Source organism: Wenxinia marina DSM 24838, from assembly GCF_000379485.1.
In the GTDB taxonomy this organism is placed as follows: domain Bacteria; phylum Pseudomonadota; class Alphaproteobacteria; order Rhodobacterales; family Rhodobacteraceae; genus Wenxinia; species Wenxinia marina.
This window is the reverse complement of record NZ_KB902299.1, coordinates 74,575-89,114: the sequence shown is the minus strand read 5'-3', so window position 1 is coordinate 89,114 and position 14,540 is coordinate 74,575. Positions and strand designations below refer to the sequence as shown.

The following is a 14,540-nucleotide window of genomic DNA, read 5'->3' as shown; positions in this document are numbered from 1 at the left end:
CGGCCGGTCTGCGCTAGACGCGATCGAAGAAGCCCTCATCCTCCTCGGCCAGGTAGGGGCGGGCGGCGCCCGGGTCGATGTCGAGGCCGAGGCCCGGGGCCGGGAGCAGGTCGACCATCGAATCGGTGACGATCCGCTCCGGCAGGCCGGTGATGATGTCGGGCCACCAGGGCTCGGACGCCGTCGGGTACTCGAAGGCGATGAAGTTCGCCGGCAGCGTGGCGCAGACGTTGACCAGCGCGCCGAGGCCGAGGAGGCCGTTCGCGGTGCCGTGGGGCGCCATCATGATCGAGTGCATGTAGGCGTGCTCGGTCACCCATTTCAGCTCGGCGATGCCGCCGATGTCGGCCGGGTCGGGGCCGATGACGCGCACCGCCTGCGTCTCGATCAGCTCCTTGAAGTTGTGGCGCAGGTAGATCTGCTCGCCGGTATGGATCGGCGTCGACGTCGACATCGTGAGTTCGCGATACGCCTGCGGGTTGACCCACGGCACGTAGTCGCCGGTCAGCATATCCTCGACCCACATCAGATTGTAGGGCTCCACCGTCCGGGCGAAGCGGATCGCGTCGTTCAGGAACCAGCCCGGCCCGCAATCGAGCGCCAGCGACACCCGGTCGCCCAGCACCTCCTTCATCGCCGCCACGCAGTCGATCATGTGGGCCATGCCGCGCTCGGAGATCTGCCCCTGGTCCATGGCGCCGTGATAGCCGGCCCCGGTCTGCGTGACGCCGTAATGGAAGCCCTCGACGCTGTCCTTCATGCCCGAGTGGAAGCCGATGCCCTGCTTCACCATGAAGAAGCCCTCGGGCTGCTCCATCATCCACTTCACGTCCGCCGCGTAATCCTCCGGCCGGTCGCCGGTGCGCTTCTGCCTGCGGTTGCCGTTGTAGCAGCGCACGCGATCACGGACCTTGCCGCCGAGCAGCTTGTAGACCGGGACGTTCGCCGCCTTGCCGGCGATGTCCCAGAGCGCGTGCTCGATGGCGCTGACCGCCGCGCCGTGCGGCTTGAAGCTGCCGCGCTGGCGGATCTTCAGCATGCAGCGCTCGACGTCCGTGGGGTCCTCGCCGATCAGCGCCTCGCGGAAGTGCAGGACCCACGGCTTGATGTAGGGCTTGGTGAACTCCACCTCGCCGAGGCCGTGGATGTTCTCGTCCGTCACGATGCGGACGATGGGATGGCGCCCGATCAGGGCGCAGCGCAGGTCGACGATTCTCATGGCATTCGGTCCGGTTGTCTTCGAGGAAGTCGCGGATGAGACGGGCGACCGATCCCTCCAACTGGTCGATTCCCGGAGGCGGCGTCGCCCTGAATCCGTCGTTTCCGCCCACCGGCCTTCCCCAGGGTCCGTCTCCGTCGCGGCCTTTCTGATCCCCCACGCGGTCCGCGTCAAATCGCGTACGACCGTACTCCCTGATGCATGATCCGGGATGTTGGAGCATCCCCGGCGCGGCGGGGGAGGAGCTTGAGAGCGCCGCGCCGGTGGAGCAGCGCCGGCGAAGCCTCACGGCCCCCAGACGATCGAGGTCTGGTGCCGCTCGATCGCCGCGCGCAGGGCGTCGAACCGCTTGAGGATGTGGCTGGCCAGCTGCTCGGCCGCCGGCAGGCGCGCCTCGCGGGCGCGCAGGATGCCCAGCGAACGGGGCGGCTGCGGGATGTCCAGCGGCAGCACGGTCACCTTGCGGTCCTTGCGGTGCGCGAAGGTCACCGAGTGCGGCAGGATCGCCAGCGCGTCGGTCTCTTCGAGGTAGTTCAGCACCGACAGCAGCGAGCCGCCGGAATAGCGGATGCAGACCTCGGGCAGGCCGAGGTTCAGCAGGATCGTGTGCAGATCGGCCAGGAGAGGCGAGCCGGGCAGGGGGGCGATCCACGGGAAGTCCGCGACGTCGGTGCGGCTGAGCGTCTTGCGCCGTGTCAGCGGGTGGCCGACCCGGCAGGCGACGACGTTGCGCGCCTTGATGATCGGAGTGAAGCGGAACTCCGGCTTGGACTTGATCGACCCCAGCGGGCAGATCGCCAGATCCAGCCGCTTGGCCGCGATGCCGTTCTCGAGGTCCTGCAGATTGCCGTAGCTCTGCTCGACCAGGATGTCGGGCGCGAGCCGCTGGAAGCCGCCGATCATGCCGCTGATGAAGGCGTCCATGAAGAACGGCACGCCGGCGATCCGCACCGTCCCGGCCGATCCGGTGCGGAAGCTCGTGATCGTCTCGGCCGCCTCGCGCGAGGCGTTGAGGATGACGAGGCCGTGACGCGCCAGCTCGGCCCCGATGCTCGTCGGGCGCAAGGGGCGGCGGCCCGGCTGGAACAGGGGCTCTCCGACCCGTTTCTCCAGGGCCGACAGCGTGCGCGAGACCGCGGGCTGCGACAGGCCCAGCTGCTCGGCCGCGGCCGAGACGCCGCCGTACTCGACGACGGCCGCCAGATGGACGAGATGCTTCTCCTCGAACTTCATAACGTATCGTTATGCGGTCCGGTCGCATTTGCATATTCCCCCCGAACCGCCGGCGTAACTCTTTCTGGCGAGGACGGGCGGCGGCGCGACATCGCCGCCCCGGGGGACCATCAGACCGACGTCAGGGAGGACGGCCGCGTGAGCCAGATCAAGGGATATCACCATCTGACCATGAGCACCGACGGCGCTCAGGAGGATTTCAACTTCTTCACCAAGACGCTGGGCCTGCATTCGGTCAAGCGCACGGTCCTGTTCGACGGGCAGATCCCCGTCTACCACCTGTATTACGGCTCGAAGAACGGCGATGAGTCGACGATCATCACGACCTTCCCGTTCCGCAAGCCCGGCGTCTACGGCCGCCGCGGCACCAACCAGTCCAAGATCGTGCAGCAGGCGATCCCGGTCGGCGCGTCCGACTACTGGGTGAACCGCCTCGGCGAGCACGGCATCGAGGCGACCAAGAGCAATCGCTTCGGCATCGACCGCGTGGACTTCCGCCATCCCAGCGGCATCGAGATGCAGCTGGTCGAGAACCCGGGCGACAACCGCCCCTCCATCGTCAGCGAGGAGGCCGGCGTCACCGCCGAGCACGGGATCAAGGGCATCTACGGCGGCGTCGTCGCGGTGATGGACAAGACCGCGATGGACGACTTCCTGACCATCGCGCTGCCGCTGAAGAAGATGGCCGACGACGAGAACGGCATGGCCTACGAGGTGCCGAACGCGGGCGGGCCGACCAGCGTCGTCGAGGTGATGGAGATCCGCGACGAGGCGCAGGGCACCTGGACGCTGTCGGGCGGCACCATCCACCACTTCGCGCTGAATACCGGCGACGAGGAGAACCAGATGAACCTGCGCGCCCATATCGAGGGGCTGGGGTTCACCGACATCTCGGAACAGAAGGACCGGATGTACTTCAAGTCGTGCTACGTGCGCAGCCCCGGCGGCGCGCTGTTCGAGCTCGCGTGGACCGTGCCCGAGGGCTGGGCGCGGGACGAGCCGGCCGACGCCATCGGCAAGACGCTGGTCTTCCCGCCCTGGTTCGAGGACCGCAAGTCCGAGCTGATCGAGGGGCTCGAGCCTGCCAGCTTCCAGGATGCCTGAGAACGGCCTCGTCACGGCCGGCGCGGACCCCGGGGCGGCGCGCGGCGCCCTGGTGCTCCTTCACGGCCGCGGCCAGTCGCCGGAGGTCATGCTGGACGCCGTGGTCTCGCGCCTGTCGGTGCCCGGCTTGCATGTCGTCCTGCCGGCGGCGCCCGGGGGATCGTGGTACGACGCCAAGGCGGTGGAGCCGATGACCGACCGGACCGGGGCGCAGCTGGCGGCGTCTCTCGCGCTCGTGGCCGAGGCGGAGGCGGCGGCGCGCCAGTCCGTGCCGGACCGGCCGCTCGTGCTCGTCGGGTTCTCGCAGGGCGCCTGCATGGTGATCGAGCACCTGATGCACGGCGGCCGCGCGGACGCGGCGGCGATGCTGACCGGCTGCCGCGTCGGCGCGGTGCAGGACGATCTGCCGCGGGCCGATCTGGCGGGGCTGCCGGTCTACTGCAGCAACGGCGACGACGATCCGTGGATCCCGACCCGGGCCTTCCAGGCGGCGGTCGGCCACCTGATCGAGAGCGGCGCGCGGGTGCGCAGCGACGTCTTTCCGGGGCGTCCGCACGAAGTCTCGCAGGCGGAGATCGCAGCTCTCGACGCGCTCTGCGCCGCGATGGCCGACGGCACGGCCCCTTTCGGAGACGCGGCATGAGCCCGTTCGTCTTTCCCGGCATCGCCACGCGCGTGGTCTTCGGACACGGAACCCTGGCGCGGACCGGCGACGAGGTCGCTCGGCTGGGCCGGTCGCGGGCGCTGCTGCTGACCACCCGGTCGCAGGCCGAGGCGGGCGCGGCGCTGGCGGACCGGATGGGCGAGACGGTCGTCGGCACCTTCGGTGACGCGGCGATGCACACGCCGGTCGAGGTCACGGATCGCGCGATCCGGGCCTACCAGGGCGCGGGGGCCGACTGCGTCGTCTCCCTCGGCGGTGGCTCCACCATCGGGCTCGGCAAGGCGATCGCCACCCGCACCGGCTGCGACCATGTGGCGATCCCGACCACCTATGCCGGCTCCGAGATGACCGACATCCTCGGCGAGACGACGGACGGCGAGAAGACGACCCGCCGCGACCCCTCGATCCGGCCCGAAACGGTGATCTACGACGTGGACCTCACGCTCGGCCTGCCGGTGGACCTGTCGGTGAAGTCCGCCCTGAACGCCGCCGCCCACGCGGTGGAGGCGCTGTACGCGCCCGACGGCAACCCGGTGACAAGTCTCATGTCGCTGGAAGCGCTGCGCGCGATCCGCGATACCCTGCCGAAGCTGCGCGAGGCGCCGGAGGACAAGGCGATCCGCGGCCGCCTGCTCTACGGCGCGTGGCTCTGCTCCACCGCGCTCGGCTACGTGGCGATGTCGCTGCACCACAAGCTGGCGCACGTCGTCGGCGGTTCGTTCGACATGCCGCACGCGGACACCCACGCGATCCTGCTGCCGCACACCGCCGGCTTCAATGCGAAGGGCACCGACCTGCTGGGCCCGGTGGCCGAGATGTTCGGCGGCTCGGTCGGCGGCGGCCTGTGGGATCTCGCGCAGGCGTCCGGAGCGCCGACGCGGCTGGCCGACCTCGGGTTGAGCGAGGCCGACCTCGACCGCGCCGCCGACATCGCGCTGAAGAACCGCTACGAGAACCCCCGGCCGTTCGACCGGGAGGACATCCGCCGACTGCTGCAGGCCGCGTGGGAGGGAACGCGGCCCGCGGCCTGACTGCGCTCATTTTCTCAGGGAGGAGAAGACCATGCTGACCAGAAGACGCCTGCTGAAATCCGCCGCCGCCGGCGGCCTCGTCACCTCTGCCGGCGGCCTGTTCGCCCCCGCCCTCGCGCAAGGGTCGCCGGTCCGCATCGGCTATGTCAGCCCGCAGACCGGTCCGCTCGCCGGCTTCGCCGAGGCGGACGCCTTCACCATCGAGGCGTTCAACCGCATCGCGGCCGAGCAGGGGCTGAACGTCGAAGTGATCGTCAAGGACAGCCAGTCCAACCCCAACCGCGCCGCCGACGTGGCGCAGGAACTCATCATCGACGACGGGATCCACCTGATGCTCGTCGCCTCGACCCCCGAGACGACGAACCCCGTCACGACGGTGGCCGAGAGCGAGGGCATCCCCACCATCTCGACCATGGCGCCGTGGCAGCCCTGGTTCATCGGCCAGCAGGGCAACCCGGGCGATCCCGGCAGCTGGCGGCCGTTCGACTACGCCTTCCACTATTTCTGGGGGCTGGAGGACGTGATCGCCGTCTTCACCGCCATGTGGGACCAGCTGGACACCAACAAGGTCGTCGGCGGCCTCTTCCCGAACGATGCCGACGGCAACGCCTGGGGCGATCCGAACACGGGCGTCGCGCCGGGCTTTGCCGCGGCGGGGTACGAGACGGTCGATCCCGGCCGCTACCAGAACCTCACCGACGACTTCACCGCGCAGATCAACGCCTTCAAGGCCGCGAACGCCGACATCGTCACCGGCGTGGTGATCCCGCCCGACTTCACGACGTTCCGCAATCAGGCGAGCCAGCAGGGCTTCAACCCCAAGGCGATCACGGTCGCCAAGGCGATCCTGTTCCCGCAATCGGTCGAGACGCTGGGCGAGGCCGGGCACAACCTGTCGTCCGAGGTGTGGTGGTCGGCGAACCACCCCTTCACCTCGTCGCTGACGGGGCAGAGCTGCGCCGAGCTGGCGCGGGCCTTCACCGACGCGACCGGGCGGCCCTGGACGCAGCCCATCGGCTTCATCCACTCGCTCTTCGAGACGGCGGCCGACGTCATCAAGCGGACCGAGGACCCGACCGACCCCGACGCGATGGCCGAGGCGATCGCGGCGACCAACCTCGACACCATCGTCGGGCATGTGGAGTGGAACGGGGCGGGCGTCCCCGACTTCGCCGCGCAGAACGTCTGCAAGACGCCGCTTGTCGGCGGCCAGTGGCGGCGGAACGACGACGGCACGTTCACGCTGGTGACGGTGGAGAACTCCACCGCGCCGGACATCCCGACCCAGGGCGAAATGCAGCCCCTGTCGTGATCCCAGTCCCCGCCCGGGCCGAGGTCCGGGCGGGGACCTCCATCTGCGCGAGCCCCATGTCCCCGATCCTGTCGCTCCATGACGTGTCCAAGAGCTTCGGCGCCCTCACGGTGACCGACGGGGTGACGTTCGACGTGCCGGAGGGACAGGCGCTGGGGATCATCGGGCCGAACGGCGCGGGCAAGTCGACCTTGTTCAACCTCATCACCGGCGGCCTGTCGCCGGACGCCGGCCGGATCGAATATGACGGCCGCGACGTCACGCGGGTGCCGCCGATGCAGCGGTGCCTGTCCGGCATCGGCCGCTCGTTCCAGATCCCCCAGCCCTTCGACCGCCTGACCGTGTTCGAGAACCTCCTCGTCGCCGCCACCCACGGCCGCGGCCTGCCCGAGCGCGCGGTGGAAGCGGACTGCGCCGAGGTGCTGGAGCGGACGGAACTGATCCACGTCGCCAACCGCCCCGCCGGCGGGCTGACCCTGCTCCAGCGCAAGCGGCTGGAGCTGGCCCGCGCCATGGCGACGCGGCCGAAGCTGCTGCTGCTGGACGAGATTGCGGGCGGGCTGACCGAGGGCGAGTGCGTGGCGCTGGTGGACACGATCCGCCGCGTCCACGCCGAGGGCGTCACCATCGTCTGGATCGAGCATGTCCTGCACGCGCTGAACAGCGTGGTCGAGCGGCTGCTGGTGCTCGACTTCGGCAGGGTCATCGGCATCGGCGAACCCGCCGAGATCATGGCCTCGAAGGAGGTGCGCGAGATCTACCTGGGGATCGAGGTCTGATGGCGCTCCTGGAAACACGTGGCCTGACCGCCTTCTACGGCGACTTCCAGGCCCTGTTCGGCGTGGACCTCACCCTCGCCGAGGGCGAGACCGTCGCCGTGATCGGCGCGAACGGCGCGGGCAAGACCACTCTCATGCGCTCCATCGCCGGGGTGATCCGGCAGGCGCTTGGCATGGTCCGCTTCGACGGGCGGGAGATCGGCGCGATGGCGCCGGACGAGATCATGGCGCTCGGCATCGCGATGGTGCCCGAGGGGCGCAAGCTGTTCCCCTCGCTGTCGGTGGAGGAGAACCTGCTGATGGGCGCCCACCGCCGCAAGGTGGCCGGCCCCTGGCGGCTGGAGACGGTCTACGACCTCTTTCCGATCCTCAAGGAGCGGCGGGGCCAGCCCGGCACCGCCCTGTCGGGCGGGCAGCAGCAGATGGTGTCCATCGGCCGGGCGCTCATGTCGAACCCCCGCGTCCTGCTCTGCGACGAGATCAGCCTCGGCCTCGCGCCGGTCGTGATCCGCGACATCTACGCCGCCTTCCCGCGCATCCGCGAGACGGGGGCCAGCATCGTGGTGGTTGAGCAGGACATCGGCCAGGCCCTGAAGGTCGCGGACAGAGTGCACTGCATGATGGAGGGCCGGGTCACGCTGTCGGGCCGGCCGGAGGAGCTCAGCCGCGAGGCGATCCACGACGCCTATTTCGGGGCGGCGGCATGATCTGGGTCGATACCGTGCTGCAGGGGGTGCTGCTCGGCGGGCTCTACGCGCTCTTCGCGCTGGGCCTCAGCCTCGTCTTCGGGATCATGCGGCTGGTGAACCTCGCCCACGGCGACCTCATCGTATTCGCCGCGTACCTGATCCTGATGCTGGTGACGCTGCTCGGCCTCGGTCCGTTCGTCGCGGCGCTGATCGCTCTGCCGATCATGTTCGGCCTCGGCTGGGCGCTGCAGCGGGTGGTGCTGAACCGGGTGCTGGGGACCGACATCCTGCCGCCGCTCCTGGTGACGTTCGGCCTGTCCGTCGTCCTGCAGAACGCGCTGCTGGAGGGCTTCTCCGCCGACAGCCGCCGCATCCCGGCCGGCTGGCTGGAGACGGCGTCGCTGCCGGTGGGGCCGATCTCGCTCGGCGTGATGCCGCTGCTGACGTTCCTCTCGGCCATCGGCGTCACGCTGGCACTGCAGTTCATCTTCTACCGGACGTCGCTGGGACGCGCGTTCCGCGCGACGTCGGACGATCCGGTGACGGCGAGCCTGATGGGCGTGAAGCCGGCGTCGGTCTTCGCGCAGGCGACGGGGATCGCGATGGTCGTGGTGACCATCGCCGCGCTCTACCTCGGCACGCGGGCGAACTTCGACCCCACCACCGGGCCGGCGCGGCTGATCTACGCGTTCGAGGCGGTCATCATCGGCGGGCTGGGCTCGCTCTGGGGGACGCTGGCGGGTGGCGTGATCATCGGCGTGGCGCAGACCGTGGGGGCGCAGATCAACCCCGAATGGCAGATCCTCGCCGGACACGTCGCCTTTCTCGCCGTGCTGCTGGTCCGGCCGCGGGGCCTGTTCCCGAGGGCGTTCGACTGATGGCCGCGCACTACACCGTAACCACCCGGACGACGGCGTCGCAGATCGCGGCGGCCGCGGCGCTGGTGCTGCTGGCCGTCGCCGTCGCGGTTCCGTTCATCGCCTCGCGCTCGCTGATCCAGGACCTGTTCTTCATCCTGACGATGCTGACGCTGGCGCAGTTCTGGAACCTGCTCGCCGGGTACGGCGGCCTCGTCAGCGTGGGCCAGCAGGCGTTCGTCGGCTTCGGCGCCTACATGCTGTTCGGCGGCGCGATCCTCTGGGGCGTGAACCCCGTCGCGGGGCTGCTGTTGGCGGGCGTCGCCGCGCTGGTCCTCGCCATCCCGACAGCGTTCTTCGCGTTCCGCCTGCAGGGCGCCTACTTCGCCATCGGCACCTGGGTCGTGGCCGAGGTGGTGCGCCTGTCCGTCGCCCAGTGGAAGGCGGTCGGCGGCGGCACCGGCACCTCGCTGCCCCGCGACGCGCGGGACGCGATGTGGGGCGCGGGCTGGATCGAGGGCGCGTTCGACGTCCGCGCCTCCGAGGCGCGGGACATCCTGACCTACTGGCTGGCGCTCGCGCTGGCGGTGGCGACCATCGGCGGCATCTACTGGTTCCTGCGCACGAAGCGCGGCCTCGCCCTCGCGGCGCTGCGCGACAATGTCGGCGCGGCGCGCTCGGTCGGCGTCGACAGCGAGCGGATGAAGTGGGTGGTCTTCCTCGTCGCCGCCTTCGGCACCGGCATCGCGGGGGGTCTCATCTTCCTGCAGAACGGCCGCATCAGCCCCGACAGCGCCTTCTCGGTCATCGACTGGACCGCGTTCGTGATCTTCATCGTGGTGATCGGCGGCATCGGCACGATCGAGGGGCCGATCCTCGGCGTCCTCGTCTTCTTCGCGCTGCAGACGCTGCTGGCGGATTACGGCGCCTGGTACCTCATGGTCCTCGGCGCACTCGGCATCGCGGTGATGCTGTTCGCGCCTGGGGGGCTGTGGGGGCTCCTGTCCGGGCGGACGGGCGTGCAGCTGTTCCCGATCCAGAGGCGCCTCAACCGACATGACTGACCGAACGACCGGGAGGGACCATTGATGGCCGAGATCGAAACCGACGTCCTCATCGTGGGCACCGGCCCCGCCGGCAGCGCCACCGCCGGGCTGCTGTCGAGCTACGGCGTGGAGAACGTGGCGATCAACCGCTACCGCTGGCTCGCCAACACGCCGCGCGCGCACATCACCAACCAGCGCACGATGGAGGTGCTGCGCGACCTCGGCCCGGAGGTCGAGGCCGAGGCCTACATGCACGCCACCCCGGGCGACCTCATGGGCAACAACGTCTTCTGCGAGAGCCTCGCGGGAGAGGAGCTGGGGCGCATGCTGTCCTGGGGCAACTCGCCCGAGAGCCGGGCGGAGCACATCCGCTCCTCCCCCACCCGCATGAACGACCTGCCGCAGACCTTCATGGAGCCGCTGCTGTTCAAGACCGCCTGCTCCCGCGGGACGCAGGCGCGGATGCAGACGGAGTACCTGACGCACACCGAGGATGCGGACGGCGTCACCACCCGCTGCCGCGACCGCCTGACGGGGCGCGAGTTCGAGATCCGCTCGAAGTACCTCGTCGGCGCCGACGGCGGCAATTCGGCGGTGGCCGAGACCTGCGGCCTGCCGTTCGAGGGGCAGATGGGCGTCGGCGGGTCGATGAACATCCTCTTCCGCGCCGACCTCTCCCGCTACGTCGCGCACCGGCCCTCGGTCCTCTACTGGGTCATGCAGCCGGGCGCGAATGTCGGTGGCATCGGCATGGGGCTGGTGCGGATGGTGCGGCCCTGGAACGAGTGGCTGATCGTCTGGGGCTACGACATCAAGCAGCCGGCGCCCGACGTGGACGAGGCGATGGCGACCGAGGTGGCCCGCCAGCTGGTCGGCGATCCGGAGCTGGAGATCGAGCTGCTCTCCGCCAACACCTGGACCGTCAACAACATGTACGCGACGCACATGCAGACGGAGCGGGTCTTCATCATGGGCGACGCGGCGCACCGGCATCCGCCGTCGAACGGCCTCGGCTCCAACACCTCGATCCAGGACGCCTTCAACCTCGCCTGGAAGCTGGCGCACGTGGTGAAGGGTCAGGCCGGGCCGGGGCTGCTGGACAGCTACTCGGCGGAGCGCGCGCCCATCGCCAGGCAGATCGTCACCCGCGCCAACCAGTCCATCGCCGAGTTCGGCCCGATCTTCGAGGCGCTGGGCCTGACCGACAGCACCGATCCCGAGGTGATGCAGGCCAACATGGACAGGCGCGACGAGCAGGGGCCGGAGGCGGAGGCGCAGCGGGAGGCGCTGCGCAAGGCCATCGAGTTCAAGAAGTACGAGTTCGATTGCCACGGCGTCGAGATGAACCAGCGCTACGGCAGCGGCGCCGTGGTGAAGGACGGCCAGCGCGACCCCGGCTTCGCCCGCGACGCCGAGTTGCACTACCAGCCGACGACATGGCCCGGCGCGCGGCTGCCGCATTGCTGGCTCTACCGTGCCGACGGGTCCAGGGTCTCGACGCTGGACCTGTGCGGCAAGGGCCGCTGGACGATCCTCACCGGGATCGGCGGCGAGGCCTGGGCGGAGGCGGCGAAGACCGTCGCGGCCGAGACGGGCGTGACGATCGACGTCCACGTCATCGGCCCGCGCCGCGCGATCGAGGACCATCTCGGCGACTGGGCCCGCCTGCGCGAGACGTCCGACGCGGGCGCCGTGATGACCCGCCCCGACCAGCACGTCTGCTACCGCGCTTCCGCGATGGTCGACGACCCCGCCGCCGAGCTGCGCCGCGTGCTGCGCGCCATCCTGCAACCCGCCGCCTGAGGAGCCCGCCCATGACCGACCCCGCCGAACAGGGCTACTTCACCGAGGACAGCTCCGCCGACGTCGTCATCTCGCGCAACGCCAAGGCGCAGGATGCGCGCCTCAAGGAGGTCATGGAGGTCATCGTCCGGCACCTCCACGCCGCGGTGAAGGAGATCGAGCCGACGCAGGAGGAGTGGATGAAGGCGATCCTCTTCCTCACCGAGACCGGCCACACCTCCAACGACTGGCGGCAGGAATACATCCTGCTCTCCGACGTCCTCGGCGTGTCGATGCTGGTCGACGCGATCAACAACCGCAAACCCTCGGGCGCGTCGGAATCGACCGTCCTCGGCCCGTTCCACGTCTCCGGCGCGCCGGAGCGGGCGCTGGGCGACGACATCTGCCTCGACCAGAAGGGCGAGCCGATGCTGGTGAGGGGCCGCATCCTCGACATCGACGGGAAGCCGATCGCGAACGCCCGGATCGACGTCTGGCAGGCCAACGACGAGGGCTTCTACGACGTGCAGCAGAAGGGGCTGCAGCCCGACTTCAACCTGCGCGGCGTGTTCCGGTCGAACGAGAGGGGAGAGTACTGGTTCAAGGGGGTGAAGCCCAAGTTCTACCCGATCCCCGACGACGGCCCCGTCGGAAAACTGCTCGGCGCCCTCGGCCGCCACCCCTACCGGCCCGCGCACCTGCACTACATCATCGAGGCGGAGGGCTTCGAGACGCTGGTGACCCACATCTTCGACCCGGACGATCCCTACATCCACTCCGACGCGGTGTTCGGCGTGAAGGAGAGCCTGATGGCCACCTTCGCCCCGGTGGACGACCCGGCGCGGATGCAGGAGGCCGGCTTCGACCGACCGTTCTTCGAGGTCGAGCACGACTTCGTGCTGGCGCGGCGCTGACGCGGTCGCCGGTCCGGCCGCGGCGGCGGCGGTCGACGGCCGCGCAGTCCCGTCACCTGCCGCGCTGCGTCCGCTCCGGAAAGGTCCGGCCGGCGTCGATGGGCGGGCGCACCGCCGCGTCGCAGTCCCGGGTCGTCTCGGGCGCCAGCTCGGCCAGCGCCTCGTGGTGGGACAGGAAGATGCGCCCGGTCAGCGCGTCGACGAAGTCGCTGCGGGCGAGGCGGTCCATCACCGGGCCCTTCACCTCGGACAGGTGCAGGCGGATGCCGGCGTCGTGCAGGCGGTGCATGATCAGCTCGAGGCTCTCCAGCGCGCTGGCGTCGATGCCGTTCACCGCGGCGCAGTTGAGGACGACGTGCCGGACCTCGGGCCGCTCGGCCACCGCCTCCTGCACCACCGCCTCGATGGCACGGGCGTTGGCGAAGTAGAGGCTCTCGTCGATCCGCAGGCCCAGCACCTCGGGCGAACAGACGACGTCATGCCGCCGGACGTTGCGGAAGTGATGGGTGCCGGGGATCTGGCCGATCACAGCGACATGGGGCCGCGAGGTGCGCCACAGGTGCAGCAGGACCGACAGCGCGACGCCGGTGACGATGCCCGCCTCGACCCCGAAGCCCAGCGTGACGAGGATGGTGCCGGCCATCGCGGCGAAGTCGAAGCGCGAGAAGGCCCAGGTCCGGCGCAGCGCGCCGAGATCGACGAGGCTGAGGACCGCGACGATGATCGTGGCGGCCAGGACCGCGGTCGGCAGGTGGGCGAGCAGGGGCGTCAGCACCAGCGAGGCGAGCGCGATGCCGCCGGCGGTGTAGGCGCCCGCGGCCGGCGTCTCGGCGCCCGCGTCGAAATTGACGACCGACCGGGCGAAGCCGCCGGTCACCGGGTAGCCGCCCGAGATCGCCGCGGCGAGGTTGGCGGCGCCGAGGCCGATCAGCTCCTGGTCGGGCTTGATCGACTGGCGGCGCTTGGCGGCGAGCGTCTGCGCGACCGAGACGGATTCGGCGAAGCCGATGATCGAGATCAGGAACGCCGCCGGCACCAGCGCCGCCCAGAGCGCCGGGTCGAACGGCGGCAGCGCCAGCGGGGGCAGGCCCTGCGGCACGTCGCCAACGACGGCGACGCCCCGTGCCTCGAGGCCCAGCGCGACGACCGCGAGGATCGACACCGCGACCGCCACCACCGGCCCGGTACGCGACAGCAGCGCGGCCGTCCCGGCGGACAGGCCAAGGCGCTGCAGCGCCGGCCGCAGGCCCTTGCGCGCCCACGCCAGGAAGGCGGTCGCGGCCAGTCCGACGACGAGCGTGGGGACGTTGGCGTCCGGCAGCGCCCGGACCAGCGAGCCGCCGAGGTCGACCAGCGTATGCCCGCCGGCCCGGACCCCGAGGATGTGCTGCAGCTGGCTTGCCGCGATCAGCAGGCCCGAGGCGGTGATGAAGCCCGAGATGACGGGATGCGACAGCAGGTTGGCGACGAAGCCCAGTCGGAGGACCCCCATCGCCACCAGCATGACGCCCGACAGCAGCGCCAGCGCCAGCGCGGCCGCAACGTACTCCGCGCTGCCGGGCGCCGCGACCGTGCCGGCCGCGGTCGCCGTCAGCAGCGAGACCACCGCCACCGGGCCGACCGCCAGCGTGCGGCTGGTGCCGAACAGCGCGTAGGCGACGAGCGGCAGGATCGAGGCGTAGAGCCCGACCACCGGCGGCAGGCCCGCCAGCATCGCGTAGGCGAGCGATTGCGGGATCAGCATCACCGTCACGATCGCCGCCGCCAGCGCGTCTCCGAGGAACGCCTGCCGGTCGTAGCGCCGCCCCCAGTCGAGGACGGGCAGGTATCGGGCGAGCCGGTCCATCCGCTCACACTCCTTCGGGACAGGCGGCGCTCCGGGGGCGCCGGCGGGGGGCGGGGATCATCGG

Annotated in this window: 13 protein-coding genes; 10 read left to right on the top strand and 3 right to left on the bottom strand. The window is 70.4% G+C overall.

Annotation, left to right across the window (positions count from 1 at the left end):
- Positions 1-13: 13 nt before the first annotated feature.
- Together A37W_RS0113350 and A37W_RS0113345 are read right to left on the bottom strand one after the other, a co-directional pair.
- Positions 14-1,219 (bottom strand): mandelate racemase/muconate lactonizing enzyme family protein, encoded by a 1,206-nt coding sequence (locus tag A37W_RS0113350; protein ID WP_018303538.1) that lies wholly within the window; start codon positions 1,217-1,219, stop codon positions 14-16.
- 285 nt (positions 1,220-1,504) lie between these two features.
- Positions 1,505-2,452 carry a LysR family transcriptional regulator gene (locus A37W_RS0113345; RefSeq protein ID WP_018303537.1) on the bottom strand — a complete coding sequence of 316 codons (948 nt, stop codon included), beginning with the start codon at positions 2,450-2,452 and terminating at the stop codon, positions 1,505-1,507.
- 138 nt (positions 2,453-2,590) lie between these two features.
- Between A37W_RS0113345 and A37W_RS0113340 the strand changes: the two genes are divergently transcribed.
- From A37W_RS0113340 to A37W_RS0113295, 10 genes are read left to right on the top strand one after another with little or no spacing between them, the layout of a single operon-like run.
- On the top strand, positions 2,591-3,556 hold the full coding sequence (locus A37W_RS0113340; protein WP_018303536.1) for a VOC family protein: 966 nt from the start codon (positions 2,591-2,593) through the stop codon (positions 3,554-3,556).
- On the top strand, positions 3,549-4,199 hold the full coding sequence (locus A37W_RS21920; protein WP_018303535.1) for an alpha/beta hydrolase: 651 nt from the start codon (positions 3,549-3,551) through the stop codon (positions 4,197-4,199). The genes A37W_RS0113340 and A37W_RS21920 overlap by 8 nt, the downstream gene beginning before the upstream one ends.
- Complete coding sequence (locus A37W_RS0113330) at positions 4,196-5,251, top strand: maleylacetate reductase (protein WP_018303534.1); 1,056 nt, start codon at positions 4,196-4,198, stop codon at positions 5,249-5,251. The genes A37W_RS21920 and A37W_RS0113330 overlap by 4 nt, the downstream gene beginning before the upstream one ends.
- A 31-nt stretch (positions 5,252-5,282) precedes the next feature.
- Positions 5,283-6,563, top strand: a complete 1,281-nt coding sequence (locus A37W_RS0113325) for an ABC transporter substrate-binding protein (protein ID WP_018303533.1) — start codon at positions 5,283-5,285, stop codon at positions 6,561-6,563.
- A 56-nt stretch (positions 6,564-6,619) separates the two neighbouring features.
- Positions 6,620-7,342: an ABC transporter ATP-binding protein gene (locus tag A37W_RS0113320; protein ID WP_018303532.1), complete on the top strand. Its 723-nt coding sequence runs from the start codon at positions 6,620-6,622 to the stop codon at positions 7,340-7,342.
- Positions 7,342-8,049 carry an ABC transporter ATP-binding protein gene (locus A37W_RS0113315; protein WP_018303531.1) on the top strand — a complete coding sequence of 236 codons (708 nt, stop codon included), beginning with the start codon at positions 7,342-7,344 and terminating at the stop codon, positions 8,047-8,049. The genes A37W_RS0113320 and A37W_RS0113315 overlap by 1 nt, the downstream gene beginning before the upstream one ends.
- Positions 8,046-8,909 (top strand): branched-chain amino acid ABC transporter permease, encoded by an 864-nt coding sequence (locus tag A37W_RS0113310; protein WP_018303530.1) that lies wholly within the window; start codon positions 8,046-8,048, stop codon positions 8,907-8,909. Before A37W_RS0113315 ends, A37W_RS0113310 begins: the two co-directional genes overlap by 4 nt.
- On the top strand, positions 8,909-9,952 hold the full coding sequence (locus A37W_RS0113305; protein ID WP_018303529.1) for a branched-chain amino acid ABC transporter permease: 1,044 nt from the start codon (positions 8,909-8,911) through the stop codon (positions 9,950-9,952). Before A37W_RS0113310 ends, A37W_RS0113305 begins: the two co-directional genes overlap by 1 nt.
- A 24-nt stretch (positions 9,953-9,976) precedes the next feature.
- Positions 9,977-11,737, top strand: coding sequence for an FAD-dependent oxidoreductase (locus A37W_RS0113300; RefSeq protein ID WP_018303528.1), 1,761 nt, complete (start codon positions 9,977-9,979; stop codon positions 11,735-11,737).
- A gap of 11 nt (positions 11,738-11,748) precedes the next feature.
- Positions 11,749-12,630 carry an intradiol ring-cleavage dioxygenase gene (locus A37W_RS0113295; protein WP_018303527.1) on the top strand — a complete coding sequence of 294 codons (882 nt, stop codon included), beginning with the start codon at positions 11,749-11,751 and terminating at the stop codon, positions 12,628-12,630.
- A gap of 52 nt (positions 12,631-12,682) precedes the next feature.
- Here the strand turns inward: A37W_RS0113295 and A37W_RS0113290 are convergent, their stop codons facing one another.
- Positions 12,683-14,476: a SulP family inorganic anion transporter gene (locus A37W_RS0113290; RefSeq protein WP_018303526.1), complete on the bottom strand. Its 1,794-nt coding sequence runs from the start codon at positions 14,474-14,476 to the stop codon at positions 12,683-12,685.
- Between the last annotated feature and the right edge of the window lie 64 nt (positions 14,477-14,540).

What these genes read in the sequence shown, in the direction of transcription:
- A37W_RS0113350 (WP_018303538.1), bottom strand. Translation starts at nt 1,219, where the DNA reads ATGAGAATCGTCGACCTGCGCTGCGCCCTGATCGGGCGCCATCCCATC.
- A37W_RS0113345 (WP_018303537.1), bottom strand. Translation starts at nt 2,452, where the DNA reads ATGAAGTTCGAGGAGAAGCATCTCGTCCATCTGGCGGCCGTCGTCGAG.
- A37W_RS21920 (WP_018303535.1), top strand. Translation starts at nt 3,549, where the DNA reads ATGCCTGAGAACGGCCTCGTCACGGCCGGCGCGGACCCCGGGGCGGCG.
- A37W_RS0113330 (WP_018303534.1), top strand. Translation starts at nt 4,196, where the DNA reads ATGAGCCCGTTCGTCTTTCCCGGCATCGCCACGCGCGTGGTCTTCGGA.
- A37W_RS0113325 (WP_018303533.1), top strand. Translation starts at nt 5,283, where the DNA reads ATGCTGACCAGAAGACGCCTGCTGAAATCCGCCGCCGCCGGCGGCCTC.
- A37W_RS0113320 (WP_018303532.1), top strand. Translation starts at nt 6,620, where the DNA reads ATGTCCCCGATCCTGTCGCTCCATGACGTGTCCAAGAGCTTCGGCGCC.
- A37W_RS0113315 (WP_018303531.1), top strand. Translation starts at nt 7,342, where the DNA reads ATGGCGCTCCTGGAAACACGTGGCCTGACCGCCTTCTACGGCGACTTC.
- A37W_RS0113310 (WP_018303530.1), top strand. Translation starts at nt 8,046, where the DNA reads ATGATCTGGGTCGATACCGTGCTGCAGGGGGTGCTGCTCGGCGGGCTC.
- A37W_RS0113305 (WP_018303529.1), top strand. Translation starts at nt 8,909, where the DNA reads ATGGCCGCGCACTACACCGTAACCACCCGGACGACGGCGTCGCAGATC.
- A37W_RS0113300 (WP_018303528.1), top strand. Translation starts at nt 9,977, where the DNA reads ATGGCCGAGATCGAAACCGACGTCCTCATCGTGGGCACCGGCCCCGCC.
- A37W_RS0113295 (WP_018303527.1), top strand. Translation starts at nt 11,749, where the DNA reads ATGACCGACCCCGCCGAACAGGGCTACTTCACCGAGGACAGCTCCGCC.
- A37W_RS0113290 (WP_018303526.1), bottom strand. Translation starts at nt 14,476, where the DNA reads ATGGACCGGCTCGCCCGATACCTGCCCGTCCTCGACTGGGGGCGGCGC.